The organism is Corynebacterium marambiense (genome assembly GCF_016342275.1).
Classification (GTDB): Bacteria; Actinomycetota; Actinomycetes; order Mycobacteriales; family Mycobacteriaceae; genus Corynebacterium; species Corynebacterium marambiense.
The window spans coordinates 164,059-183,771 of the sequence record NZ_JAEIOT010000004.1; the positions used below are offsets into that span (position 1 = coordinate 164,059).

The 19,713-nt window shown below is 60.4% G+C and carries 16 protein-coding genes; 8 read left to right on the forward strand and 8 right to left on the reverse strand.

From position 1 onward, the window contains the following. Positions 1 to 37 precede the first annotated feature (37 nt). The 6 genes from JDV76_RS00835 (at position 38) to JDV76_RS00860 (ending at position 5,541) form a co-directional block, all read left to right on the forward strand. Positions 38 to 979, forward strand: coding sequence for a 1,4-dihydroxy-2-naphthoyl-CoA synthase (locus JDV76_RS00835; RefSeq protein ID WP_198734987.1), 942 nt, complete (start codon positions 38 to 40; stop codon positions 977 to 979). A gap of 322 nt (positions 980 to 1,301) precedes the next feature. Next, positions 1,302 to 2,570 (forward strand): inorganic phosphate transporter, encoded by a 1,269-nt coding sequence (locus tag JDV76_RS00840; RefSeq protein WP_198734988.1) that lies wholly within the window; start codon positions 1,302 to 1,304, stop codon positions 2,568 to 2,570. Continuing rightward, positions 2,567 to 2,842 carry a hypothetical protein gene (locus tag JDV76_RS00845; protein ID WP_198734989.1) on the forward strand — a complete coding sequence of 92 codons (276 nt, stop codon included), beginning with the start codon at positions 2,567 to 2,569 and terminating at the stop codon, positions 2,840 to 2,842. The genes JDV76_RS00840 and JDV76_RS00845 overlap by 4 nt, the downstream gene beginning before the upstream one ends. Positions 2,843 to 3,076: 234 nt before the next feature. After that, complete coding sequence (locus tag JDV76_RS00850) at positions 3,077 to 3,391, forward strand: hypothetical protein (protein ID WP_198734990.1); 315 nt, start codon at positions 3,077 to 3,079, stop codon at positions 3,389 to 3,391. 33 nt (positions 3,392 to 3,424) lie between these two features. After that, positions 3,425 to 4,597 (forward strand): o-succinylbenzoate--CoA ligase, encoded by a 1,173-nt coding sequence (gene menE, locus JDV76_RS00855; protein WP_198734991.1) that lies wholly within the window; start codon positions 3,425 to 3,427, stop codon positions 4,595 to 4,597. A gap of 50 nt (positions 4,598 to 4,647) precedes the next feature. Beyond that, complete coding sequence (locus JDV76_RS00860) at positions 4,648 to 5,541, forward strand: 1,4-dihydroxy-2-naphthoate polyprenyltransferase (RefSeq protein WP_198734992.1); 894 nt, start codon at positions 4,648 to 4,650, stop codon at positions 5,539 to 5,541. 16 nt (positions 5,542 to 5,557) lie between these two features. Here JDV76_RS00860 and JDV76_RS00865 read toward each other — a convergent pair whose 3' ends face one another. Beyond that, positions 5,558 to 5,878: a DUF4229 domain-containing protein gene (locus JDV76_RS00865; protein ID WP_248140711.1), complete on the reverse strand. Its 321-nt coding sequence runs from the start codon at positions 5,876 to 5,878 to the stop codon at positions 5,558 to 5,560. A gap of 74 nt (positions 5,879 to 5,952) precedes the next feature. Between JDV76_RS00865 and JDV76_RS00870 the strand changes: the two genes are divergently transcribed. Together JDV76_RS00870 and JDV76_RS00875 are read left to right on the forward strand one after the other, a co-directional pair. Further along, positions 5,953 to 6,258, forward strand: coding sequence for a hypothetical protein (locus JDV76_RS00870; protein WP_198734993.1), 306 nt, complete (start codon positions 5,953 to 5,955; stop codon positions 6,256 to 6,258). A 269-nt stretch (positions 6,259 to 6,527) separates the two neighbouring features. Further along, positions 6,528 to 6,938: an ArsR/SmtB family transcription factor gene (locus JDV76_RS00875; protein WP_376992981.1), complete on the forward strand. Its 411-nt coding sequence runs from the start codon at positions 6,528 to 6,530 to the stop codon at positions 6,936 to 6,938. A gap of 49 nt (positions 6,939 to 6,987) precedes the next feature. Here JDV76_RS00875 and rfbA read toward each other — a convergent pair whose 3' ends face one another. The 7 genes from rfbA to JDV76_RS00910 form a co-directional block, all read right to left on the reverse strand. Beyond that, complete coding sequence (gene rfbA / locus JDV76_RS00880) at positions 6,988 to 7,857, reverse strand: glucose-1-phosphate thymidylyltransferase RfbA (protein WP_198734994.1); 870 nt, start codon at positions 7,855 to 7,857, stop codon at positions 6,988 to 6,990. Beyond that, positions 7,854 to 8,486: a dTDP-4-dehydrorhamnose 3,5-epimerase gene (rfbC, locus tag JDV76_RS00885; protein ID WP_198734995.1), complete on the reverse strand. Its 633-nt coding sequence runs from the start codon at positions 8,484 to 8,486 to the stop codon at positions 7,854 to 7,856. Before rfbC ends, rfbA begins: the two co-directional genes overlap by 4 nt. Positions 8,487 to 8,515: 29 nt before the next feature. After that, positions 8,516 to 9,520, reverse strand: a complete 1,005-nt coding sequence (gene rfbB / locus JDV76_RS00890) for a dTDP-glucose 4,6-dehydratase (protein WP_198734996.1) — start codon at positions 9,518 to 9,520, stop codon at positions 8,516 to 8,518. A gap of 40 nt (positions 9,521 to 9,560) precedes the next feature. Continuing rightward, the gene (locus tag JDV76_RS00895) at positions 9,561 to 10,199 is read right to left on the reverse strand and encodes a LysE family translocator (protein ID WP_198734997.1); all 639 of its coding nucleotides are present in this window, start codon (positions 10,197 to 10,199) and stop codon (positions 9,561 to 9,563) included. A gap of 199 nt (positions 10,200 to 10,398) precedes the next feature. Beyond that, complete coding sequence (locus JDV76_RS00900; protein ID WP_232958700.1) at positions 10,399 to 16,317, reverse strand: Rib/alpha-like domain-containing protein; 5,919 nt, start codon at positions 16,315 to 16,317, stop codon at positions 10,399 to 10,401. A 673-nt stretch (positions 16,318 to 16,990) separates the two neighbouring features. Further along, the gene (gene ccsB, locus JDV76_RS00905; protein WP_198734999.1) at positions 16,991 to 17,980 is read right to left on the reverse strand and encodes a c-type cytochrome biogenesis protein CcsB; all 990 of its coding nucleotides are present in this window, start codon (positions 17,978 to 17,980) and stop codon (positions 16,991 to 16,993) included. 105 nt (positions 17,981 to 18,085) lie between these two features. Continuing rightward, the gene (locus JDV76_RS00910) at positions 18,086 to 19,684 is read right to left on the reverse strand and encodes a cytochrome c biogenesis protein ResB (RefSeq protein ID WP_198735000.1); all 1,599 of its coding nucleotides are present in this window, start codon (positions 19,682 to 19,684) and stop codon (positions 18,086 to 18,088) included. Positions 19,685 to 19,713 lie beyond the last annotated feature (29 nt).

Here is a 19,713-nt window from a genome sequence, read left to right on the forward strand (position 1 = left end):
CATGGTCCCCAGGATACGAAACGCTACCGTTGTCCCCATGGACACACCGGACTACAGCACCGACAACCCCTTCGACCCGACGCAGTGGCGCGAGGTCCCGGGATTCGATCTCACCGACATCACCTACCACCGGCATATCGGCGAAGGTCGGGCGAACGGCATCGTGCGCATCGCCTTCGACCGGCCCGAGGTCCGCAACGCGTTTCGGCCGCACACCGTCGATGAGCTCTACCGGGCGCTCGATCACGCCCGCCGCACCCCCGATGTGGGGTGCATCCTGCTGACGGGCAACGGCCCCAGCGTGAAGGACGGTGGCTGGGCGTTCTGTTCAGGTGGGGACCAACGCATCCGTGGCCGCTCCGGATACCGGTACGCCGACGGTGAAACCGCCGACACCGTCGACACGGAGCGGGAGAAGGTCGAGGGCGGGCGCCTGCACATCTTGGAGGTCCAGCGCCTGATCCGCACCATGCCCAAGGTGGTCATCGCCGTGGTCAACGGGTGGGCCGCAGGAGGCGGCCATTCGCTGCACGTCGTCTGCGACCTGACCATCGCCTCGCGTCAGGAGGCACGGTTCAAGCAGACCGACGCGGACGTCGGGTCCTTCGACGCCGGCTACGGCTCGGCGTACCTGGCGAAGCAGGTGGGCCAGAAGTACGCGCGCGAGATCTTCTTCCTCGGGCGGACGTACGACGCGGAACGCATGCAGCAGATGGGGGCGGTGAATGAGGTTGCGGACCACGGGAAGCTGGAGAACGTTGCCGTGGAGTGGGCTCGGGCCATCAACGGCAAGTCACCCACGGCGCAGCGGATGCTGAAGTTCGCGTTCAACCTCACCGACGACGGGTTGATGGGACAGCAGGTGTTCGCCGGTGAGGCGACACGCCTGGCGTACATGACCGATGAGGCTGTCGAGGGCCGGGACAGTTTCCTGGAAAAGCGGGAACCGGACTGGTCGGCGTTCCCGTACTACTACTAACCGGCAGCACGGAGCCGAGACGGTTGAAGGGGTGTGCGCGCGTCCGACGAGACGCCTGCGGATCGGCAGAATTCACCTAAAGTTCATCTTTCCATTTCCGGCCCGTCGCAATGACCGGCCACGAACCTTTTGGCCACACCTGCCACACCCCACAGTCCGGTAAACGCAGGTGAAACAATGGCAGAACGGTATCCGTCGGACAAGAAAACTACAGTTTAATACCCCTGTTTGGTCAAAACGGTCAGATCAGCGCCCACCAGACCTTCCGAATGCCTGTTTTTTCCTTCCAGATAGGGGCAACCCTGCGGCATACTTCTATGGTGTGACCGAATTGATCATCCTGCTCATCGTGGTTGCCACGGCCTTGGCGTTCGACTTCACCAACGGCTTCCACGACACCGGCAACGCCATGGCCACATCGATCGCCACCAGGGCGCTCCGCCCAAAGATAGCGGTGACACTTTCGGCCGTTCTGAATCTGGTCGGCGCATTCCTTTCCATGGAGGTCGCCACAACGGTGGCGAAGGGGATCGTCGATCTCGACCAGTTCAACCTCACAGACCCGGACCAGGCACACCAGTTGCTCCTCGTCGTCTTCGCGGGCCTGATAGGCGGCATCGTCTGGAATTTGCTGACCTGGCTGCTCGGTATCCCGTCCTCATCCTCCCACGCCCTCATCGGTGGCCTCATCGGTGCTGCGGTCGCTTCTCTTGGCATACAGGGCGTCGCCTGGAACGGCGTTCTCGCGAAAGTCATCGTCCCCGCGATCTGCGCCCCCGTCGTCGCCGGACTGGTCGCCACGGTCGGTACCTCGCTGGTTTACCGCTTCACCCGCCCGGTCGCCGAGAGCGACAGGAACCGGTACTTCCGCTGGGGACAAATCGGATCCGCGTCCCTCGTCTCCCTCGCACACGGCACCAATGACGCTCAAAAGACCATGGGGGTCATCTTCCTCGCTCTTGTCGCGACCGGTGGCCTCGGGGCGGACTCAGGCATCCCGTTCTGGGTCAAATTCTCCTGCGCAATCGCCATCGCACTGGGCACCTACGTCGGCGGCTGGCGGGTCATCCGCACCCTCGGCAAGGGTCTTGTAGAGATCGACTCTCCGCAGGGTATGGCCGCCGAAACCTCCTCAGCCGCGATCATCCTCACGTCCTCCCACTTCGGCATGGCGCTGTCCACCACTCATGTCGCCACCGGGTCGATCATGGGATCCGGGTTCGGTAGAAAGGGCGCAAAGGTCCGCTGGAGCGTCGCAGGACGCATGGCCGTCGCTTGGATGATCACGCTGCCAGCCGCGGCACTCGTCGGCGGACTGACGTGGCTGCTCGCCCACACGGTGGGTAGTGTCACGGACGACCTCGTGGGGGTCATCCTCGCCTTCGCCATCCTGGTTACGCTCGCCGGTCTGATCTGGGTCCGCTCCCGCCGCGCCCCGGTCAACTCCGGAAACGTCAACGCCGACTGGGACGCCGCGTCTAACCATGTCACCCCACCGATCGAGATCATCACCGACCACGAGGATCCGTTGATCCCGGCCGACACCGTCGGCACCCGAATCAGTGACACCGCCGAGAGGACCGTCCGATGAGCGCCGCCACCCTGATCTCCGATCTGCTGCAGGTACTCCTGGCCGGACTCGTCCTCGGTGCCGGGCTGCCCGCACTGTTCGCGGTCGGCATCCGCCTGGCCACCCCGGCCACCAATAGCACGACGCAGACCATTCCCACGTGGCGCCGGGGGCTCGCGAGCCTGTGTTTCGCGGTGATCATCGGCGCGATCATTCTCGGCATCATGTGGATCACCAAAGGGGTCCTCCACGACACCTTCGGTCTAGACATATTCGGCACCGAGGCACACTGATCCCCTCCACTCCCCTGGCCCCGGCACGCACGAGCAGCTGCGTGCCGGGGCCAGACCTTTTTCATCGGGTTTCCGACGTGTCCGGCTTGCACCTGAACCTCGATATAGCTAGGCTGATCAATCATTGATAATTACCAACTAATTTAGTGCCCCATCATCGTTGGTCAACCACTACCTGATCTGACGGCACACGAACCACGCTCCACGCACCACGAAAGAAAGGAGGCCGACACCATGTCCCTGCTTCACATGTCCGCCGCGAGTCCGCTCCGGCGCACCGTCGACCGGATCCTCAACTGGCTGCGCCCGGCCCCCACCCCGACTCCCACACCCTTAACTATCCTCGCCGAACCCCTCCGGGTCAGGGAACTACTCCACGAAGATGACGACATCTTCGTCTGGTACCTCATCGACGCCGGCATGACCCCGGCTACCAGGGAAGACATCGAACTCGCCTGGGTGATCCTCCATGGATTGCGGCCCAGCGAAGAAACCGTCTCCCACCTCCGCGACTCCGTCCTCGAACCGCTCGGCCTCAACGCCGGTTAAGCAGGGCCCCACCGGTACGTAGACTTTGCTCCCATGAGCACCCGAATCCTACGTCCGCTCCCTGTTCCACCGGACAATCCCGCGGCGATACTCCCGGATCTCGCCGAGGCGATCTCCGGGAATGTCACATGGCTCCCGGTACCCGCAGGGCGGAGGCGCGAGGACCGGGACCGGGCGGACCTACTGATTCGCTCCCAACGCTGCGGGGAACCCGTAAACCCGGAGATCGCGGTCGTGGTCTGCACCTCCGGATCGACGGGCACACCGAAGGGCGCGCTCCTCACCCCGGGCAATCTCGTCTCCGCAGCAGACTCCACGCATTCGGCGCTGTCCGGCGAAGGCCATTGGCTTCTCGCCATGCCCGGCCATCACATCGCGGGCCTCCAAGTTCTAGTCCGCGCACTCGTCGCCGGAACCGAACCGGCCTGCCTCGATGTCTCCGCAGGTTTCCGGACGGACGACTTCACGAAACTCTCCCACCAGCTGACCGACGCCGCCACCGCTGACGGACTTCCCGTCTACACCGCGCTCGTCCCACTGCAGCTGGCCAAGGCACTGGACACACTCGCCGGGATCGAAGCCCTGCGCAGATTCAACGCGATCCTCATCGGTGGCGGGCACCTGCCCCGCCACCTCAGGGAGTCCTGCGACCGACTGGGGATCCGAATCGTCGCGACCTACGGGTCCTCCGAGACCACCGGCGGCTGTGTATACGACGGACAGCCAGTACCGGGCACCCGGATGCGGATCCGCGACGGCCGAATCCATCTCGGCGGGCCGATGATCGCGGCCGGCTACCGGACCTCACCCCCGGGCGACGATTCCTTCGCCGAACCCGGATGGTTCGCAACACGGGACCGGGGCGAGATCACCGGCGGTGTCCTCACCGTCACCGGACGTCTCGATGATCTCATCGATTCCGGCGGCCTGAAACTGCACCCAGGGATCATCGAAAACGCGATGCTCGACATCAACGGAATCGACTCGGCCTGCGTCGTCGGGATCCCGCATCCCAGACTCGGGCAGGCCGTAGTCGCCGCCTACACCGGCACAATCGAGCCGTGGGAGGTCATCGAAGGGCTGGACGATCTGCCCAGGTGGCAACTACCGAAGGACGTCCGGCACCTGACCACCATGCCACTCACCGGACCCGGAAAACCCGACCGCGACGCGGTGAGAAGACTGTTCACTGCCCCCATCCGCTGAACCGAGGCCTCAATTGCACCCGCACCGCGGTGGTCGGCCAAGATGGTGGCATGGCTGAATCAACCACCACCCCGCGCCCCAGACCCACGGACTGGCTCGAAGGCGCCCGCCCGCACACCTGGCCGAACGCTTTCGCACCCGTCATCGCGGGGACAGGGGCCGCGGCCGCGACGGAAGGACTCGTCGCATGGAAGGCAATCGTCGCGGTGGTGGTCGCCCTCGCGCTCATCATCGGTGTCAACTACGCCAATGACTACTCGGACGGCATCCGCGGCACCGACGACGACCGCTCGGGGCCGCTCCGATTGACCGGCTCCGGACTCGCCCGCCCCAAACACGTCCGGTCGGCCGCGTTCGCCGCGTTCGGTGTCGCCGGCATATCCGGTCTCGTCCTCGCCGCGACGAGCGCGTGGTGGCTGATCTTCCTGGGGGCGGCATGCATCGCGGGGGCGTGGTTCTACACCGGCGGGAAGAATCCCTACGGGTACCGGGGTCTCGGCGAGGTCGCGGTGTTCGTGTTCTTCGGTCTTGTTGCGGTGCTGGGCACTGAGTTTACGCAGGCTGGCCGGATCACCTGGACCGGGCTGGCCGCTGCAGTTGCGGTGGGCTGTTTCTCCTCTGCAGTGAACCTGGCCAACAACCTCCGGGACATCCCCACCGACAGGCGGAGCGGAAAGGTCACGCTCGCAGTCCGGCTCGGTGACCGGGGCACGCGCCGGTTGTGGGTCGTTCTCGCCGGAGCCCCCTACCTGCTGAGCCTGGCCATCGCCGCAGCCCACCTCCCGGCGCTCGCCGCATTCATTGCGCTACCAGTGTCGATCGCCGCTGCAGAACCGGTGGTTCAGGGACGGACGGGACGGGATCTCATCCAGGTACTCGGTGCAACCGGAAAGGCGATGTTGCTGTGGTCCATTGTCACAGCTAGTGCATTGATATTCAGCTGAGCGTGGAAGCCGCCATTCAGCGGTCCGCCAACTGGCTCTTGACCCATTCTTTGTGAGCATGCCGCTGCGCGTTCCACACCGCGAGATTCCGGGTCACCCTGAGCCGCAGAGAACGGAACACGAACATCGACAACGGGAAGGCGACCAACAGTGCCAGCAGCGAGGAGATAATCAGGGGCACCGGTGCACCGATGAGAATGGCCAGACCCTGGATCACCACAGTCAGCAGAAGAAACAGTCCCAGCCTCGCGAGACCGTAGAGCACCATGTCCCGACGAACACGACCACGTAGTTCCTGATCGAGTTCCGGGGCGTCATTGACGGGGTTTTCACTCACACCAACCGACACTACTAAACCGTTCCCGAGGACCCGTATTGTTGTTGGGGTAACCCCCGTCGGAAGGAATCCCTGTGGGACGTCTCATACTGCTGCTCCTGATCATCGTCGTCATCGTTCTGGTGTGGAAGGCCTTCGGCCCGGGAAGTCGTCGCCGATATGGCGCAATGTCCGCGCAGCCGCAGATCAAGGGGCCGGACGACGACGATGAGTTCCTCTGGAGCATCAAGAAGCAACGGTTCAAAGAGCGGCGAGCCGCGGAGCAAGCAGCACTGGAGGAAGAAGAACGCATGCGGCGAGCGCGGGAAAAGTACCGGGAACAGCCGGAGAAACCAGCAGACAGTGACGAACGTGGGGATTCCGACACCACTGGAGAGTGACTTTTCTCACCTTACGACCCCGCACACAATTTCCTCCGTAAAGCCGTCCCCCATCCCGCCGCCTAATCGGGAAGTGCTGGGGATCAAAGGTATACACCCAGCACACCCCCGGTTTCGGGCACCACATCGACGCCAGCCATACCCCGCCCCCAACCAAATAGGTACCGCCATTCGGGGGCGGATACTCCCCCGTCAGCTGACATGGCAGGAACAAAACCGCGGAGACCTGCGGTTATTAGGCTACCCACAGTTGCGCTATATTGGGCAGCATGCCCTTCCTGAACGAGATGGCCGATCCCACGGACGGAGCACCGGGCCACCACCACGATGCCCCCGTCCCAGGCGGCATTGCTGTTGATGAACGCCTGAATTCATCAGGTAACGCCATCGTCCGGGCACTGCCCCCGGAACTCAGTGAACGCGCCAGCGAGCTATTCAAGGCACTGGGCGATCCGACGAGACTGAAACTTCTTTATCTCATCGCCGAGAGCAACACCAGCGAGATCTGTTCGCACGAACTGTCCGTCGCTCTCCGGGTCTCTGCGCCGACGATCACGCATCACATGAAAAAACTGGCGGCGGCCAAACTGGTCAATAGGGAACAGCGGGGGAAATGGGCGTACTACACCGTCAATTCCGATGAGTTCAACCGGGTCCACGCCCTGATCCACGAGCTCTGAGCACTGGTCACTCCGCACACTAGACGCCATCGACGGCGTCGGCGATGAATCACCGTCCCCGCTGCAACGTCTGCAGCAGATAGTCGCCGTACCCGGACTTCCGCAGCTTTTCCGCCCGATCCGCGAGTTCCGCGTCACTCAGATACCCCATCCGCCAGGCGATCTCCTCCGGGCACCCGATCTTCAGCCCCTGACGCTGTTCGATGGTGCGCACGAAATCACCGGCAGCCATGAGTAGGTCGATGGTCCCGGTGTCGAGCCACGCCGTGCCCCGGGGCAGCACCTGAACCTGCAGACGTCCCCGTTCCAGATACGCGGAGTTGATGTCGGTGATCTCCAACTCACCCCGCGCACTCGGTGTCAGGCCACGGGCGATGTCGACCACCTCGTTGTCGTAGAAGTAGAGTCCCGGTACCGCGAAGTGCGACTTCGGTTCGGCGGGTTTCTCCTCCAACGCGAGCGCCCGGCCCGATTCATCGAACTCGACCACCCCGTAGGCGGAGGGATCCGCTACCCAGTACGCGAAGATCGCGCCGCCCTTCGGCTCCGTGAACCGCCGGAGCTGGGTTCCCAGCCCCGCGCCGTAGAAGATGTTGTCCCCGAGGATCAGCGCGACCGAGTCATCACCGATGTGCTCCGCCCCGAGGATGAACGCTTCAGCCAGTCCATTCGGTTCGGACTGCGTGACAAAGCTCAACCGAATCCCGAACTGGCTACCGTCGCCGAGCAGCCGCTCGAACTGGGGCAGGTCGGCGGGCGTCGTGATGATCAGGATGTCGTCGATACCCGCGAGCATCAGCGTCGACAGCGGGTAGTAGATCATCGGCTTGTCATAGACCGGGACGAGCTGCTTACTCACCCCGAGTGTGATCGGATGCAGGCGTGAACCGGTCCCACCGGCGAGGATGATGCCTTTCACAGTCCGGCGTCCTCATTGGCCAGCGCCCAGCCGTTCTTCAGCTCCGACTCGTAGGCGAGACAGGCACCGATATCAGGGAGGATCCCAGCCGCACGCGCCGAAGCCAGCGAGGGGGCGTCCGCATCCTTGTCGGACACGATCCGATCCCCTTCAGCCACCGGCCACTCGATGCCCAGCTCCGGATCGAAGGGATCGATACCGTGCTCGGCATCCGGGTTGTATCCGGAGGAGGTCAGGTACACGACGGTTGCATCGGTGACGGCGGCGAACCCGTGGGCGAACCCCACGGGGATATAGAGGCAGCGCCGATTCTCGTCGTCGAGTTCGACGGCGACGTGTCGACCGAAGGTGTCCGACCCGACCCGGGTATCCACCACCACGTCGAGTATCCGTCCGTGCACGCAGGTCACCCACTTCGCCTGCCCTGGCGGAACATCGGCGAAATGCAGCCCACGCACCACCCCGGGCCGGGAGACACTGAGATTCGCCTGCTGCAGATCGAGCGGATAACCGGTGTGCTCCTCAAAACGGGCGGCGGAAAACCACTCATGGAAACTCCCCCGAGCATCGGGGAAAACTCGGGGATCATCGATGAGGATCTCGGGCAGGTCCGGGTGCGGTTCAGGCATGCCACCAGTCTATCCGCGCGCACGGGGCACTAGCCGATGACCGCCTCGGTTTCCGCGTAGTTCGCCTCCGCGACGGCGCGCGCCTCCCGCCACCATCCCGGATTGTCGCGGTACCAGTCGACGGTCTGCTCCAGTCCGGCCCGGAAATCGGTGTAACGGGGTTTCCACCCCAGAGCAGTCGTCGAGGCAGCGTCGATCGCGTAACGACGATCATGCCCCGGGCGGTCGGTGACATGCACGAAGTCATCGCGGTCCCGGCCGAAGATCTCCAGCAGATCGCCCACCACCTCACGGTTCGACCGCTCTCCGTCAGCACCGATGAGATAGGTCCGCCCGATCTCCCCACGCTCGATGACCGCCCAGACAGCATCATTGTGATCGTCGACGTGGATCCAGTCCCGGACATTGTCACCCGTACCGTAGAGCCGAGGCGTTCCGCCCTCCAGCAGTGTGGTGATCTGCCGCGGAATGAACTTCTCCGGGTGCTGCCTAGGCCCGTAGTTGTTGGAGCAGTTGCTGATCGTCGCCCTGAGACCCGCCGAACGGACATAGGCACGCACGAAGTGATCACTCGCCGCCTTCGACGCCGAGTACGGGCTCGACGGATTGTAGGGGGTTTCCGGGGTAAACCGGGCCGGGTCATCCAGTGCCAGATCCCCGAACACCTCGTCGGTGGAGATGTGGTGGAACCGTACCCCGTGTCGGGCCGCCGCCTCCACGAGCGTGACGGTGCCCTCCACATTGGTACGGACGAAGGCGAAGGGGTCACGCAGCGAGTTGTCGTTGTGGCTTTCGGCGGCGAAATGCACCACCAGATCCGCTTCCGCGACGAGATCATCGACGAGGTCCGCCGCGCGGATGTCCTCCTTCAACAGCGCGAACCGCGCGGGATCCAGTCCGGTGAGATTCGCGGGATTGGCGGCATAGGTCATCGCGTCCAGGACAGTGACACTGGCATCGGGGCGCTTGTCCAGGGTACGGCGAACAAAGTTGGAGCCGATGAAACCGGCACCACCGGTGACGAGGATTCTCATGCAGCCGATTCTACGGGGCGGATTCCCCCGCACGACCTGTTCAGTGTCCTGCCGCCACCAGCCCCGCCATGATGAGAAGCAGGAATCCACCGGCCGCCTGGATCCACATCATTCCACTGTTGGATCCGGTCAGCCAACCACGGACCCGGGCCGCGGCCTCGACCCACGCAGCGTCGATGAACAGTCCCGTGATGATGGGAACCAGGCTGAGGATCACCAACCCCGGCAGGGGGTCGGTGTCGGCGGGCAGGTATCCGGGGATGACCGTGCCAAACATGACGATTACTTTGGGATTCGAGGCACCGACGAGCAGACCGGACATGAACGCCGGTTTCGCACCACTGTTCTCCGGTTGAATCTCGGGGATCTCGAGGCCCTTAGGCTTCCGGTGCACATGCCATGCGGCACGCAGGTAGACGACGCCCAGGGCGATCAGCACCACCACCCCCACCCAACGAAGGACGGTGAGAAAACTCATGGTTCTCGCTGCGATGGTTCCCACCGCGGTGAGGATGAGAACTCCCGTGAACGCGATACCGAGGGTATTCCCCACGACACCAGCCATCGCCGGGCGGCGCCCCAAAGCGAGTGCCTGCCCCACGAGGAACACGATGCTCGGTCCCGGAACGGCAATGAGGACACCGGACACCACGGTCAGCGCGAGGACAGCAGACAGCACAGAGCGTTTACTCCTGATTCAGAGTGGTTGTCGAGTTACCCGGGACACCCTACGGCACCCGCGACATCCCGCTTGATCTGAGACACCACATAGCTTCTTGCAGCCTGTAGGAACGAGGAAACCCCCAGGGTGTGGCGAGACGACACCCTGGGGGTTTCCGCATCCATGAGGAAGCTACCCGACGATCACCGGCACATTCTCATCGTCTGATCCCAAGTGCGTGGAATAAGGCATTCAGTTGTCCGGTGGTTGTCAGCCACCCGATCAACGGAACTGCGAGCAGGAACAGTACTGAGAGGACTCGGGTGACCTGGATGATGGTGCTACTTGACGCACTCCCCTCCGAATCCACATCCGGGGTCGGTTCCGTGGTCGGCTCACTGGTCGGCTCGGGGGTCGGTTCCGGAGTGGGCTCCGTCGTCGGCTCCGTCGTCGGCTCCGGCGACGGTTCACTGGTCGGTTCCGGGGTGGGCTCCGGCGTGGGCTCACTGGTCGGTTCCGGGGTGGGCTCCGGCGTCGGTTCCGTGGTCGGTTCCGGCGTGGGCTCGGGGGTCGGTTCCGGCGTGGGCTCCGGGGTGGGTTCCGGTGTCGGTTCCGGTGTCGGCTCGGGGGTCGGTTCCGGGGTGGGCTCCGGTGTCGGCTCGGGGGTCGGTTCCGGGGTGGGCTCCGGCGTGGGCTCCGGGGTGGGCTCCGGCGTGGGCTCCGGTGTCGGTTCCGGTGTCGGTTCCGGTGTCGGCTCGGGGGTCGGTTCCGGCGTGGGCTCCGGGCTCGGTTCCGTCGTCGGTTCCGGCGTGGGCTCCGGGGTGGGCTCCGGCGTCGGTTCCGGTGTCGGCTCGGGGGTCGGTTCCGGCGTGGGCTCCGGGGTGGGCTCCGGCGTCGGTTCCGGTGTCGGCTCGGGGGTCGGTTCCGGCGTGGGCTCCGGGCTCGGTTCCGTCGTCGGTTCCGGCGTGGGCTCCGGTGTCGGCTCGGGGGTCGGTTCCGGCGTGGGCTCCGGGCTCGGTTCCGTCGTCGGTTCCGGCGTGGGCTCTGCAGCTGAGAACTCGATCTCGATCTCCACAACCTGCGGATCCGCACCATCACCGATACTGACTAGAACAGGAATTTTTACCGTCGTACCCGCGTTACTCTCAGTCGGCGTGTAGGTGACCAAACCATCCTGATCAACGACGACACCGCCAGGCGCGGAATCACCGACGGTGAAAGTAGCCCCGTCCGGCACATCAACCGACTCACCGGAATCAGGATCAGTGAACATGATCTGGACCCGTACCGGACCATCGACATCCGCGTTCTCAACAACCGGCGCACCGGGGACGGGCTGGCTGGGCTCGGGTTCGGGCGTGAAACCGACGTGGAACACTGCGCTGAGTTCCTCTGATGTCCCATCTGCATAGGTGATGACTAGCGGAACCGTTATGGTCTGGCCGTCATCGGCGAGCCGAGGGGTGAAAATCACCCGTAGGCCGTCTTCAACTTCAGCTCCGAGCGGAGCACCATTTCCGAGTCGAACCACATAGCCGATAGTGGCAACGTCACCACGGAACTCAATCGTCGCGATGGCGGGTTCTCCGGCAACAGCTGTAACGGGTGCGTATACCGGGTCAAAGATATCCGCGTCTGCCAACACAGCCTGGTCGGTGATCTTGAAAGTCGCCGTCACATCATCGTAGCTACCATCAGCAAAGTTGATTCTGACCGGGATCTCCATGACAGTACCGACCTTAGAAGAATCCGGCCGGACAGTTATCGCTCCGGTGGTTCCATTTACCCTTACATTCTTATCTGTGCCCGAATACGCGAACCGGGTGCCTGCAGGAATCCGCCCTATAGACTCACCATTCTTTTCGAATCTCGGCCGACCAATCCGGATCACCCCTCCGCCAAGGTACTGTATCTCTTCGAGAGAATACTGGACAACATAGTCTTCAGCGGTGGGAACTTCTCCAGGCAGCGCCGAACCAATTCGGAACTCGACATAGGCCAAATCCTCGGACCCGTCAGGGTAGAAGACCATCACGGGAACCTTGACCACACTATCGGCGTCGTCGCCTCCCGGTTGGAATGTTACCTTTCCGGTGTCGGGATCGATCTCGACACCGCTAGGTGCCCCCTCCCCTACCACAAACCTCACTGCATCCGCCGAAGAAATCTGGATTCTCTCACGCTCTAAAGTGGCCGTCTTATCCGCCATCGGAACTCCGGACACAACATCTGATTCTGTATCTCCAGCGAAAACGGAATCGTAGTAGACATCGTACTCATCAGAAAGTGTTGAGATCTCTCGGTCCGGATCCGGAACCTCACGTTCCAAAATCCTGTAGTTGACAGCTCCCCGAGTCTCAGCACCGGACGGATATTCAGCGCGCACCAAGAGTGTGTAGCTGCCGGTTGCAACGTCTTCACCCGGCAAAACAGTCACCTCCCCAGTATCTGTGTCCAGCTCCGCATAGGAAGGCCAATTACCCATTTTATGGAAAACAGTACCTGAAGGAACATCGACAAAGTAGGACCTACCGCTGAAAAATAGGGAGGGAGACCCGCTGCGGAAGATTTCACCCCTTCTAATTTCCGCTCCAAAAATCCGGTAAAACAGAGTCGCAAATTTGTGCGCTTCTGCCCGGGAGAAACGAGCATTGCTCCAACCGACACTGCCATCCTCGTAAATAATCTTTACATCGACGACAACGAACTGCGGAGTATCTTCTCCAACCTCTAGACTAACAACACCAGTCAAAGAATCGATGGAAACTCCATCGGGAACCCTGCCAGCTAGTTCGAATCGTCGGGTGCCCGAATATTCTCCGATGGTTATCGGTAGCTCGGTGGTTACAGTGGTTCCCGACTCAATATCGTACACAGAGTCATATGTCACGTAGGGACCACCGGGGGAGAAAACTGAAATCCGCAGCTGAGTATCTATCTCCCTACCTTCAGGGAGTGTTACCACTACAGGGATGACAATCTCACTACCCCAGTTGGAATCAGCCGGTACGGCGAATTCAACGTCTCCGTCCTCATTGACAGTAGCACCTTCGGGGGCGCTGCCGCCCAGTCTGTAGCTCGTTCCGTCGGGAGCATCTATGTAGCTATCATAGTCCAATTTGAAAGAGGCGCTGGAACGAACAGATTCCCCAGGCTTCGCGGATTTGCTAGGGTACCTAACGCTGATCCTTGATTCGTCCGGCACTTCGCGGAATCGAACGGGAACTGTCGTGGTGCTACCGTCTGGGAATGTCGCCGTGACAATCGTACCGATGAGCCCGCCGGTATAGTCCTCCGGAACGGGCATCGAAACCCGACCGTCGGAATCTACCGTGGTACCAGGTAGGGCGAAATCTGGGACAGAGAACACTGGGCCTTCAGAGCCCTCTACCAGTGTGTACGACGGCAAGAAGGATACTGCGACTTTTCCGGCAACTGCGGTTTCTCGGGTGAAATAACTCAAACCTGAGTAATCCGCTTCGCTTACCGATTTGAATGTAATTACCGCTCGATTAACGGATCCATCAGCATAGACAACCTCAACAGGTACCGCTGTCGAGGCCCCGGGTTCCATACCAGAGGGATCGAATGTCACCTCGCCGCTTTCAGAATCGATGGTCGCGTTTTCCGGAGCGTTCTCAGAAAGAATAAACTCCCGAATCATCGAATCGGAATCTGTCGGTAGCCCATAGAACTTTGGCTCAACCTTGTATTTTGCCGGAACTCCGGGAATCACTGAAATACTCTTGTCGTCAACCCAAGAGAGTTTAGAAATTTTCGTTACGGTAAATTTAAAGGATGCAACCTTTGACTCTCCACCCGGCATCGAGAGGATGACGTTCCCTTCCACAATTGAACCAAATTCAACATCATTGCTTGGCGTATAGGAAACAATGCCCGTCCTGGGGTCTATACTCATTCCCGATGGGTAACCCGGCTCGAGCGAAAATTCGGATCCCTCAGGAGCTACCTTCAGGTCAACCAATTCGTAGCCACTGTAGAATCGTGGCGAGATATTTGCTTCCGATCCCTTATAAGAATTTTCCTCCCCGTAGTTCATCCTAAGATCGTCCAGGTCCGCTGCACCAATGACGTGGACTCGGAAGGAAATCTCCTCGCTCGAACCGTCGGCGTAGATGACGTTGACCGGGATGTCGATGTCAGAGCCTGCTTCCGACTGCTTCGGAGTATAGGAAATCGAATTCAGTCCGCTGATTCCATAGCTCACACCATCCGCTACCGGTTCCTTCAGCTCTATAATATAGCGATCTGAACTGGGCACATTCAGGTAATGATCGGCAAAGTTTATGTACTCTGTGTACGTCACTCCGGCGCTGGCGAATTGAACTTCATTTATGTACGGATGAAGAGCCTCCTTCATTGAGACCAACTTAACGGATTGATTAAATTCGATACTTGAGCCATCTTTGAACGTCAAAGTCACCGGAATGGCCAAGTCTTTCTCCGCACTTCCGAGAATCCTGATCGCGCCATCCTTGCAACTTTTGCTGGGCTGTTTGACTATCTCCCATTCAGCGCCCTCCTCAAACTGACATCCTTCAAGATTCTCGGGCTGCTGCCATGATTTAAGCTCTTGACCGTAACGTTTTTTGAAATCAATACCATAGATGTGAAAAACGCTACCTATGTACCCAAGCGCCTCTTTGGTGATAACATGGTATTTATCAGCTTCCTGTGGAGGACCTCCTACGACGAAGGCCGCTGCGGCCCGCTCTTTTGTTCCATCTACATAGGAAACTTCAACGTTCGCAAGAACGAATCCCTCGTCGTCACTAGTCGAGGAATCCAGCGTGACTACCCCTGTGGACTCATTAATTGATAGCCTCTCGTCCGGAGAATCAACCAAGCTGTAGCTCGCCACGATCTTCTCGGGTTTGACCCCTGTCCAGGAACCGCGCGATTCCTCAATTGGTTCGAGATTTCCAGACGTTCCCGGGTCTAGCTGAAGCGCTTCATCCGGATACCGGATGTCGATCCCTTCAGCAATCGACAAAATAGTCAACGGTTTGACTTCCGAGCGGACCTCCTCACCATTCGGAAGCGTTGCAACAACAGCAAAAGCGGCTTCATTCATCTTTTCTGTAGTTTTCGGACCCACCGTCACTTTCCCACTTTCGGCATCAATTGAGATACCCTCCGTGGTTTTTTCAGGATCCAGACTATAGGTAATACTTGCCTTATCTAAGCCGGTGTAGCTGTACTCGGAAGACCATGTGGGCCAGAAATCGTCAGCACCGCCATAAATCAATTTTTCGACCCGGTAATAGGTGAGCGACAATATTTCATTTGCCGGACGGACTTCAAAAACGGCATCAATGACGCGGATTATTTTCCCATCGACCGAGAAGGTAACCGGAACGGTTCTGGTTTTACCTAGGTCATCCTCGGTAGGAGTCCACGTGAGTGCCGCAGCCCCTTCTTCGACACTCATTGTAATGTCCGAGTCTTCCTCGGAGATCGAAACGGTTACCACTTCCGGATGGTATTTCGGCCTCCCATAAAGTCCGGTTCCGACAAGTTGAATAGTTACCGGCACCCCTACAAGTGCTCGGTTTTCTTTAGGGTAACTGAGTATAACGTCTTCCACACTTGCAATTGTTAGTGAGACGCTGATTCTCTCAGCAGACTTATCAACATAAGTAACGTTGAGGGGAACTTCGATTGTTTTCCCGTACTGGTCGGCGTTTGCTTGGACCACTATTCTTCCATTTGAGTTCACAACTATTCCGTCTATTGGCTCAACCAGTTCGACGGACTCCAGTGCCGCTATACCGTAGGTGGGTTCTCCATCATGCGTCAGGGCACTCAGTGGCACATCGCTGGGAAGCAACGGATTCTCGATGTTTGTATTGTTGTACCGGAGATCGTAATATTCACTGAATTTGGTGACGGTGAAACTTGCCGCCACTTCCCCCGTCGAACCATCGTCATATGTTATAATTACCGGAACGTCGACGAGGGTTCCCAATTGATCAGATGTTGCGGTAAGTCTAACCGTCCCATAATCGTCAATCTCCGCGCCCTCAGGTGCTCCATCACCGAGTTCAAAAGACACGACACCATAGTCGTTATTTGAATAGGTCTCTTGATATTCAGGTGTCAGTGGATCATCCATCCCAATGAACGATGTTGCGACAACCCCGACGCCTGCCACAGTCTGCTTGTACCACGGGATGACCCGATCTGCCCGCTTGCCACTTCCCCCAACCTCGTCAGCGCTCGCGATTGCACCGACCAACGGTGGTTGAACCACGACAACGGTAGGGGCGAGCAGCGCCACCGACGCGACTGCCGCGATGTATCGAACACGGCTTGCCCGGGAGAATCCCAATTTCCCGAATGCTGAGTACGATCTTTTCATGTTTTTCTCCTGGAGGTATCAAGTTGCACGGGTCGAGCCGGATCATCACGACCGACCCACGGCACTGAGATAGTTGTCATCTTCAAAGTAGCCGGATTAGACGCCCCTGGAGACGCAGATAAGATGACTTGATATGACCTATCATCAGGTAAAACTACCTCCCCACATTCCGTTTAAAGTAGGAATCTACATAAGTCTGTTTTCGTGCTAAATGGGGATTATGTGAGAAAACTGAGAACTTCCCCCCAATAGATTTGACGGTCAAAGTACTACATTTCACCCGCCCAAAAATCACCCCTTTACACAACGCCTCATTCGAACATGCCTGACACCCACCCCCATTCAGGTGAGTCAACACACCTCCGCCTTCCAGCCAGACAGAAAAACCCTCCCACGTCGGGGAGGGTTCATGCGCGCGGTAGGAAGGTCAATTCGCGAGGCCCGCGTACGAGTGCAGGCCGGCGGTCACAAGGTTGATGAAGAAGAGATTGAACACCATCGCCGAAAGACCTGCAATGTTGATCCAGGGGGCCGCCTTTCGCCAGCTCGGTGTCGAACGGGCGTGGAGGTACGCGGCGTAGAGGATCCAGGTGACGAAGGACATCGTCTCCTTGGGGTCCCAACCCCAGAAGCGCCCCCAGGCGGATTCCGCCCAGAGGGCACCGAGGATGACCCCGAGACCGAATACCGGGACCGCCCAGGTGGCCGCGCGGTAGGCGATCCGGTCGAGGGTGTCGGCACCGGGAAGCGGTCGGAGAATCTCACCGATCTTTCCGCGTTCCTCCCCCTTGGGTTGTGCCTGACGGAACAGGTAGAGCATCGACGCGACACCGGAAAGCATGCAGATTCCGGCACCGAACGACACGATCGACACGTGGATCGGCAGCCAGAACGACCGGAGCGCGGGAACCACCGGACCAGAGGCGACGTGCAGTTTCGTTCCGCCGTAGAACATCAGGATGAGCACGGGTACCAGTAGCCAGGGCCACATGGCCCGCAGGTCCTTCCGCTGGATCACGAGGGCGGCGATCGCCATGGTGAGGAAAGTGACGAGCGAGATGTACTCGTAGAGGTTGCCCCAGGGGAAGCGACCCGCGGACAGACCGCGCAGCACGATGGACGCCCCCTGGAGGATGAGTCCGAGCCACAGCATGGATTGGACCATCCCACCGAGCTTGTCGACGCCGCGCACCGGCTCCGTATTCTCCCCAGGTGACGGCGGGGGATCCCCGGCGACCGTCCCGGTTCCGGCGGCACCGACCAGTTCACGCTCACGCACTCTGGTGGTCTCTGCGGCGACCTGGCTGGAACGACGGATGTAGTAGACGAGCGCGATGACGAGGCCGATGACGTAGATAACGAAAGCGGTCCGGTAGGACAGATCGGAGAAATACGCCAGGTTGCTGTTGACGGGCATCAGATCCAACTCTCGGTGTCACATGTTTCTGACCGTGAACGAGAAGCCACGGTTGTTCAAAAGTCCAGCTTACGCTACCTCAACGAGGCGATTCCACCCGGGAAGTCACGCGTCGTCGTCGTCTTCATCATCAGGGAGACCGAGGAGTCTACGGTGGAATCGACCGTGTTCCTCGCCCCATCCGGCGCTGTCGGTACGGGAGAGCCCGGCGGTCTCAACATGTGTCACACCGTCTTCTGCTGTCCGCACACGGACCCAGACGCGTCGGCGTTTCACTGCGAGGGAAAGCACGAGGCCCCCGAGCATCGCGATGGCGCTGATAAGAACCCACCGCTGGGTGGGGTCATGGCTGATCTGGAGATTGACGAATTCGCTGGCGCCATCGAACGTGACGCGCGTACCGTCATCCAGGGTCACGGAATCCCCGCGGAGAAGATTCACGCGTTCGATCTTCTGCAGGGCACCGCTGTGTATCTGCCCCGAATCGAGGCTGAAGATACTCTGCCCCCTGCCCGCGTCGAGGCCCGTATCCCCGCGGTAGATGTCGATGGCGAGTGCGGGATCACGCATCGCCGGGAAGGCTGAACTCAACAGTTCATTGTTCTCCCCGGTGAACTGGGCGGTGGGGGCGAACAGCCCCTGGATTCCGAGCTGGTTCTGGCGCCGCTCGAACAGGTCGGGGTACATGCCTGCGGGGGGATCGAAACGCATCGCCCCGGAGGAGAGGAAGTAGGTGAGGTCATCGGGACGGAACTGCACCATCTGGGTACGGGACTCACCGTTGGGCCAGGTGACCGTGATCTGTGGGGCGAACCCGTGTCCCTGGAGATAGATCCGGTCACCCTCGATCCGCAGGGGATGGTTCACCTCAAGGGTGTAAGGATTCCACTCTGAGGAATCGGTGAAGATGTCGTCGCCCTTCGCCCACCGGATATTCGACGTGAACATCTCGGCCTGGCCGTTGGCGAGGTAATCGGCGTTGAAATCCTCAACCTCGACGCAGAACGGAGAAAGATCAGTGCCGTCGACCAGGGTTCCCCACCTGTAGGAGTCGTAGTTGGCGAATGCTGTGTTGCAGAACTGAGAGTTATCCGCTCCCGCGACGACGATCACCTGTCCCTCGTAGTACACGAGTCGGCCGAGGGCGATGGTGAAGAGGATGCCGACCAGCCCGAGGTGGAACACGAGGTTGCCGAATTCGCGCGCGTATCCGCGCTCAGCGGACAAGGATCGCGCCCCGGAACGGTCCTCCGCCGCGGAATACTCCTCGACGCGCCATCCTCTCAGCAGATCGTGGGCCTCCGCGAAAACCTCATCGGGAGTTTTTGCGACAGCCCCGGTTCCGTGGTGCGGTAGCCGTGAAAGGTTACGTGGGGTGCGTACCGGGCGGCTGCGCATGGAGCGATAGTGCTCGATCGAACGCGGGAGAATGCAGCCAATCAGGGAGATGAACAGCAGTACGTAGATCGCTGTGTACCAGCTGGAACTGAACACATCGAACAGTTCGAGGCGATCATAGATCTCGGCGACCCGCCCGTTGGCCTCGATGTAGTCAGAGACCGATCCCTTGTTGAGCTGTCGCTGCGGCAGCAGGGCACCGGGGATCGCCCCGAATGCGAGGAGGAAAAGCAACGCGAGGGCTGTGCGCATGCTGGTGAGCCAGCGCCATGCCTTCAGCGGATACCGGGAGAGGGTGGTCAGCATCGTTGGGGTCTTCGTCCTCCGGCAGGAAA

Coding starts and splice junctions, on each gene's coding strand:
- JDV76_RS00835 (WP_198734987.1), top strand. CDS start 38: ATGGACACACCGGACTACAGCACCGACAACCCCTTCGACCCGACGCAG.
- JDV76_RS00845 (WP_198734989.1), top strand. CDS start 2,567: ATGAGCGCCGCCACCCTGATCTCCGATCTGCTGCAGGTACTCCTGGCC.
- JDV76_RS00850 (WP_198734990.1), top strand. CDS start 3,077: ATGTCCCTGCTTCACATGTCCGCCGCGAGTCCGCTCCGGCGCACCGTC.
- menE (WP_198734991.1), top strand. CDS start 3,425: ATGAGCACCCGAATCCTACGTCCGCTCCCTGTTCCACCGGACAATCCC.
- JDV76_RS00860 (WP_198734992.1), top strand. CDS start 4,648: ATGGCTGAATCAACCACCACCCCGCGCCCCAGACCCACGGACTGGCTC.
- JDV76_RS00875 (WP_376992981.1), top strand. CDS start 6,528: ATGCCCTTCCTGAACGAGATGGCCGATCCCACGGACGGAGCACCGGGC.
- rfbC (WP_198734995.1), bottom strand. CDS start 8,486: ATGCCTGAACCGCACCCGGACCTGCCCGAGATCCTCATCGATGATCCC.
- rfbB (WP_198734996.1), bottom strand. CDS start 9,520: ATGAGAATCCTCGTCACCGGTGGTGCCGGTTTCATCGGCTCCAACTTT.
- JDV76_RS00900 (WP_232958700.1), bottom strand. CDS start 16,317: ATGGATGATCCACTGACACCTGAATATCAAGAGACCTATTCAAATAAC.
- ccsB (WP_198734999.1), bottom strand. CDS start 17,980: ATGCCCGTCAACAGCAACCTGGCGTATTTCTCCGATCTGTCCTACCGG.
- JDV76_RS00910 (WP_198735000.1), bottom strand. CDS start 19,684: ATGCTGACCACCCTCTCCCGGTATCCGCTGAAGGCATGGCGCTGGCTC.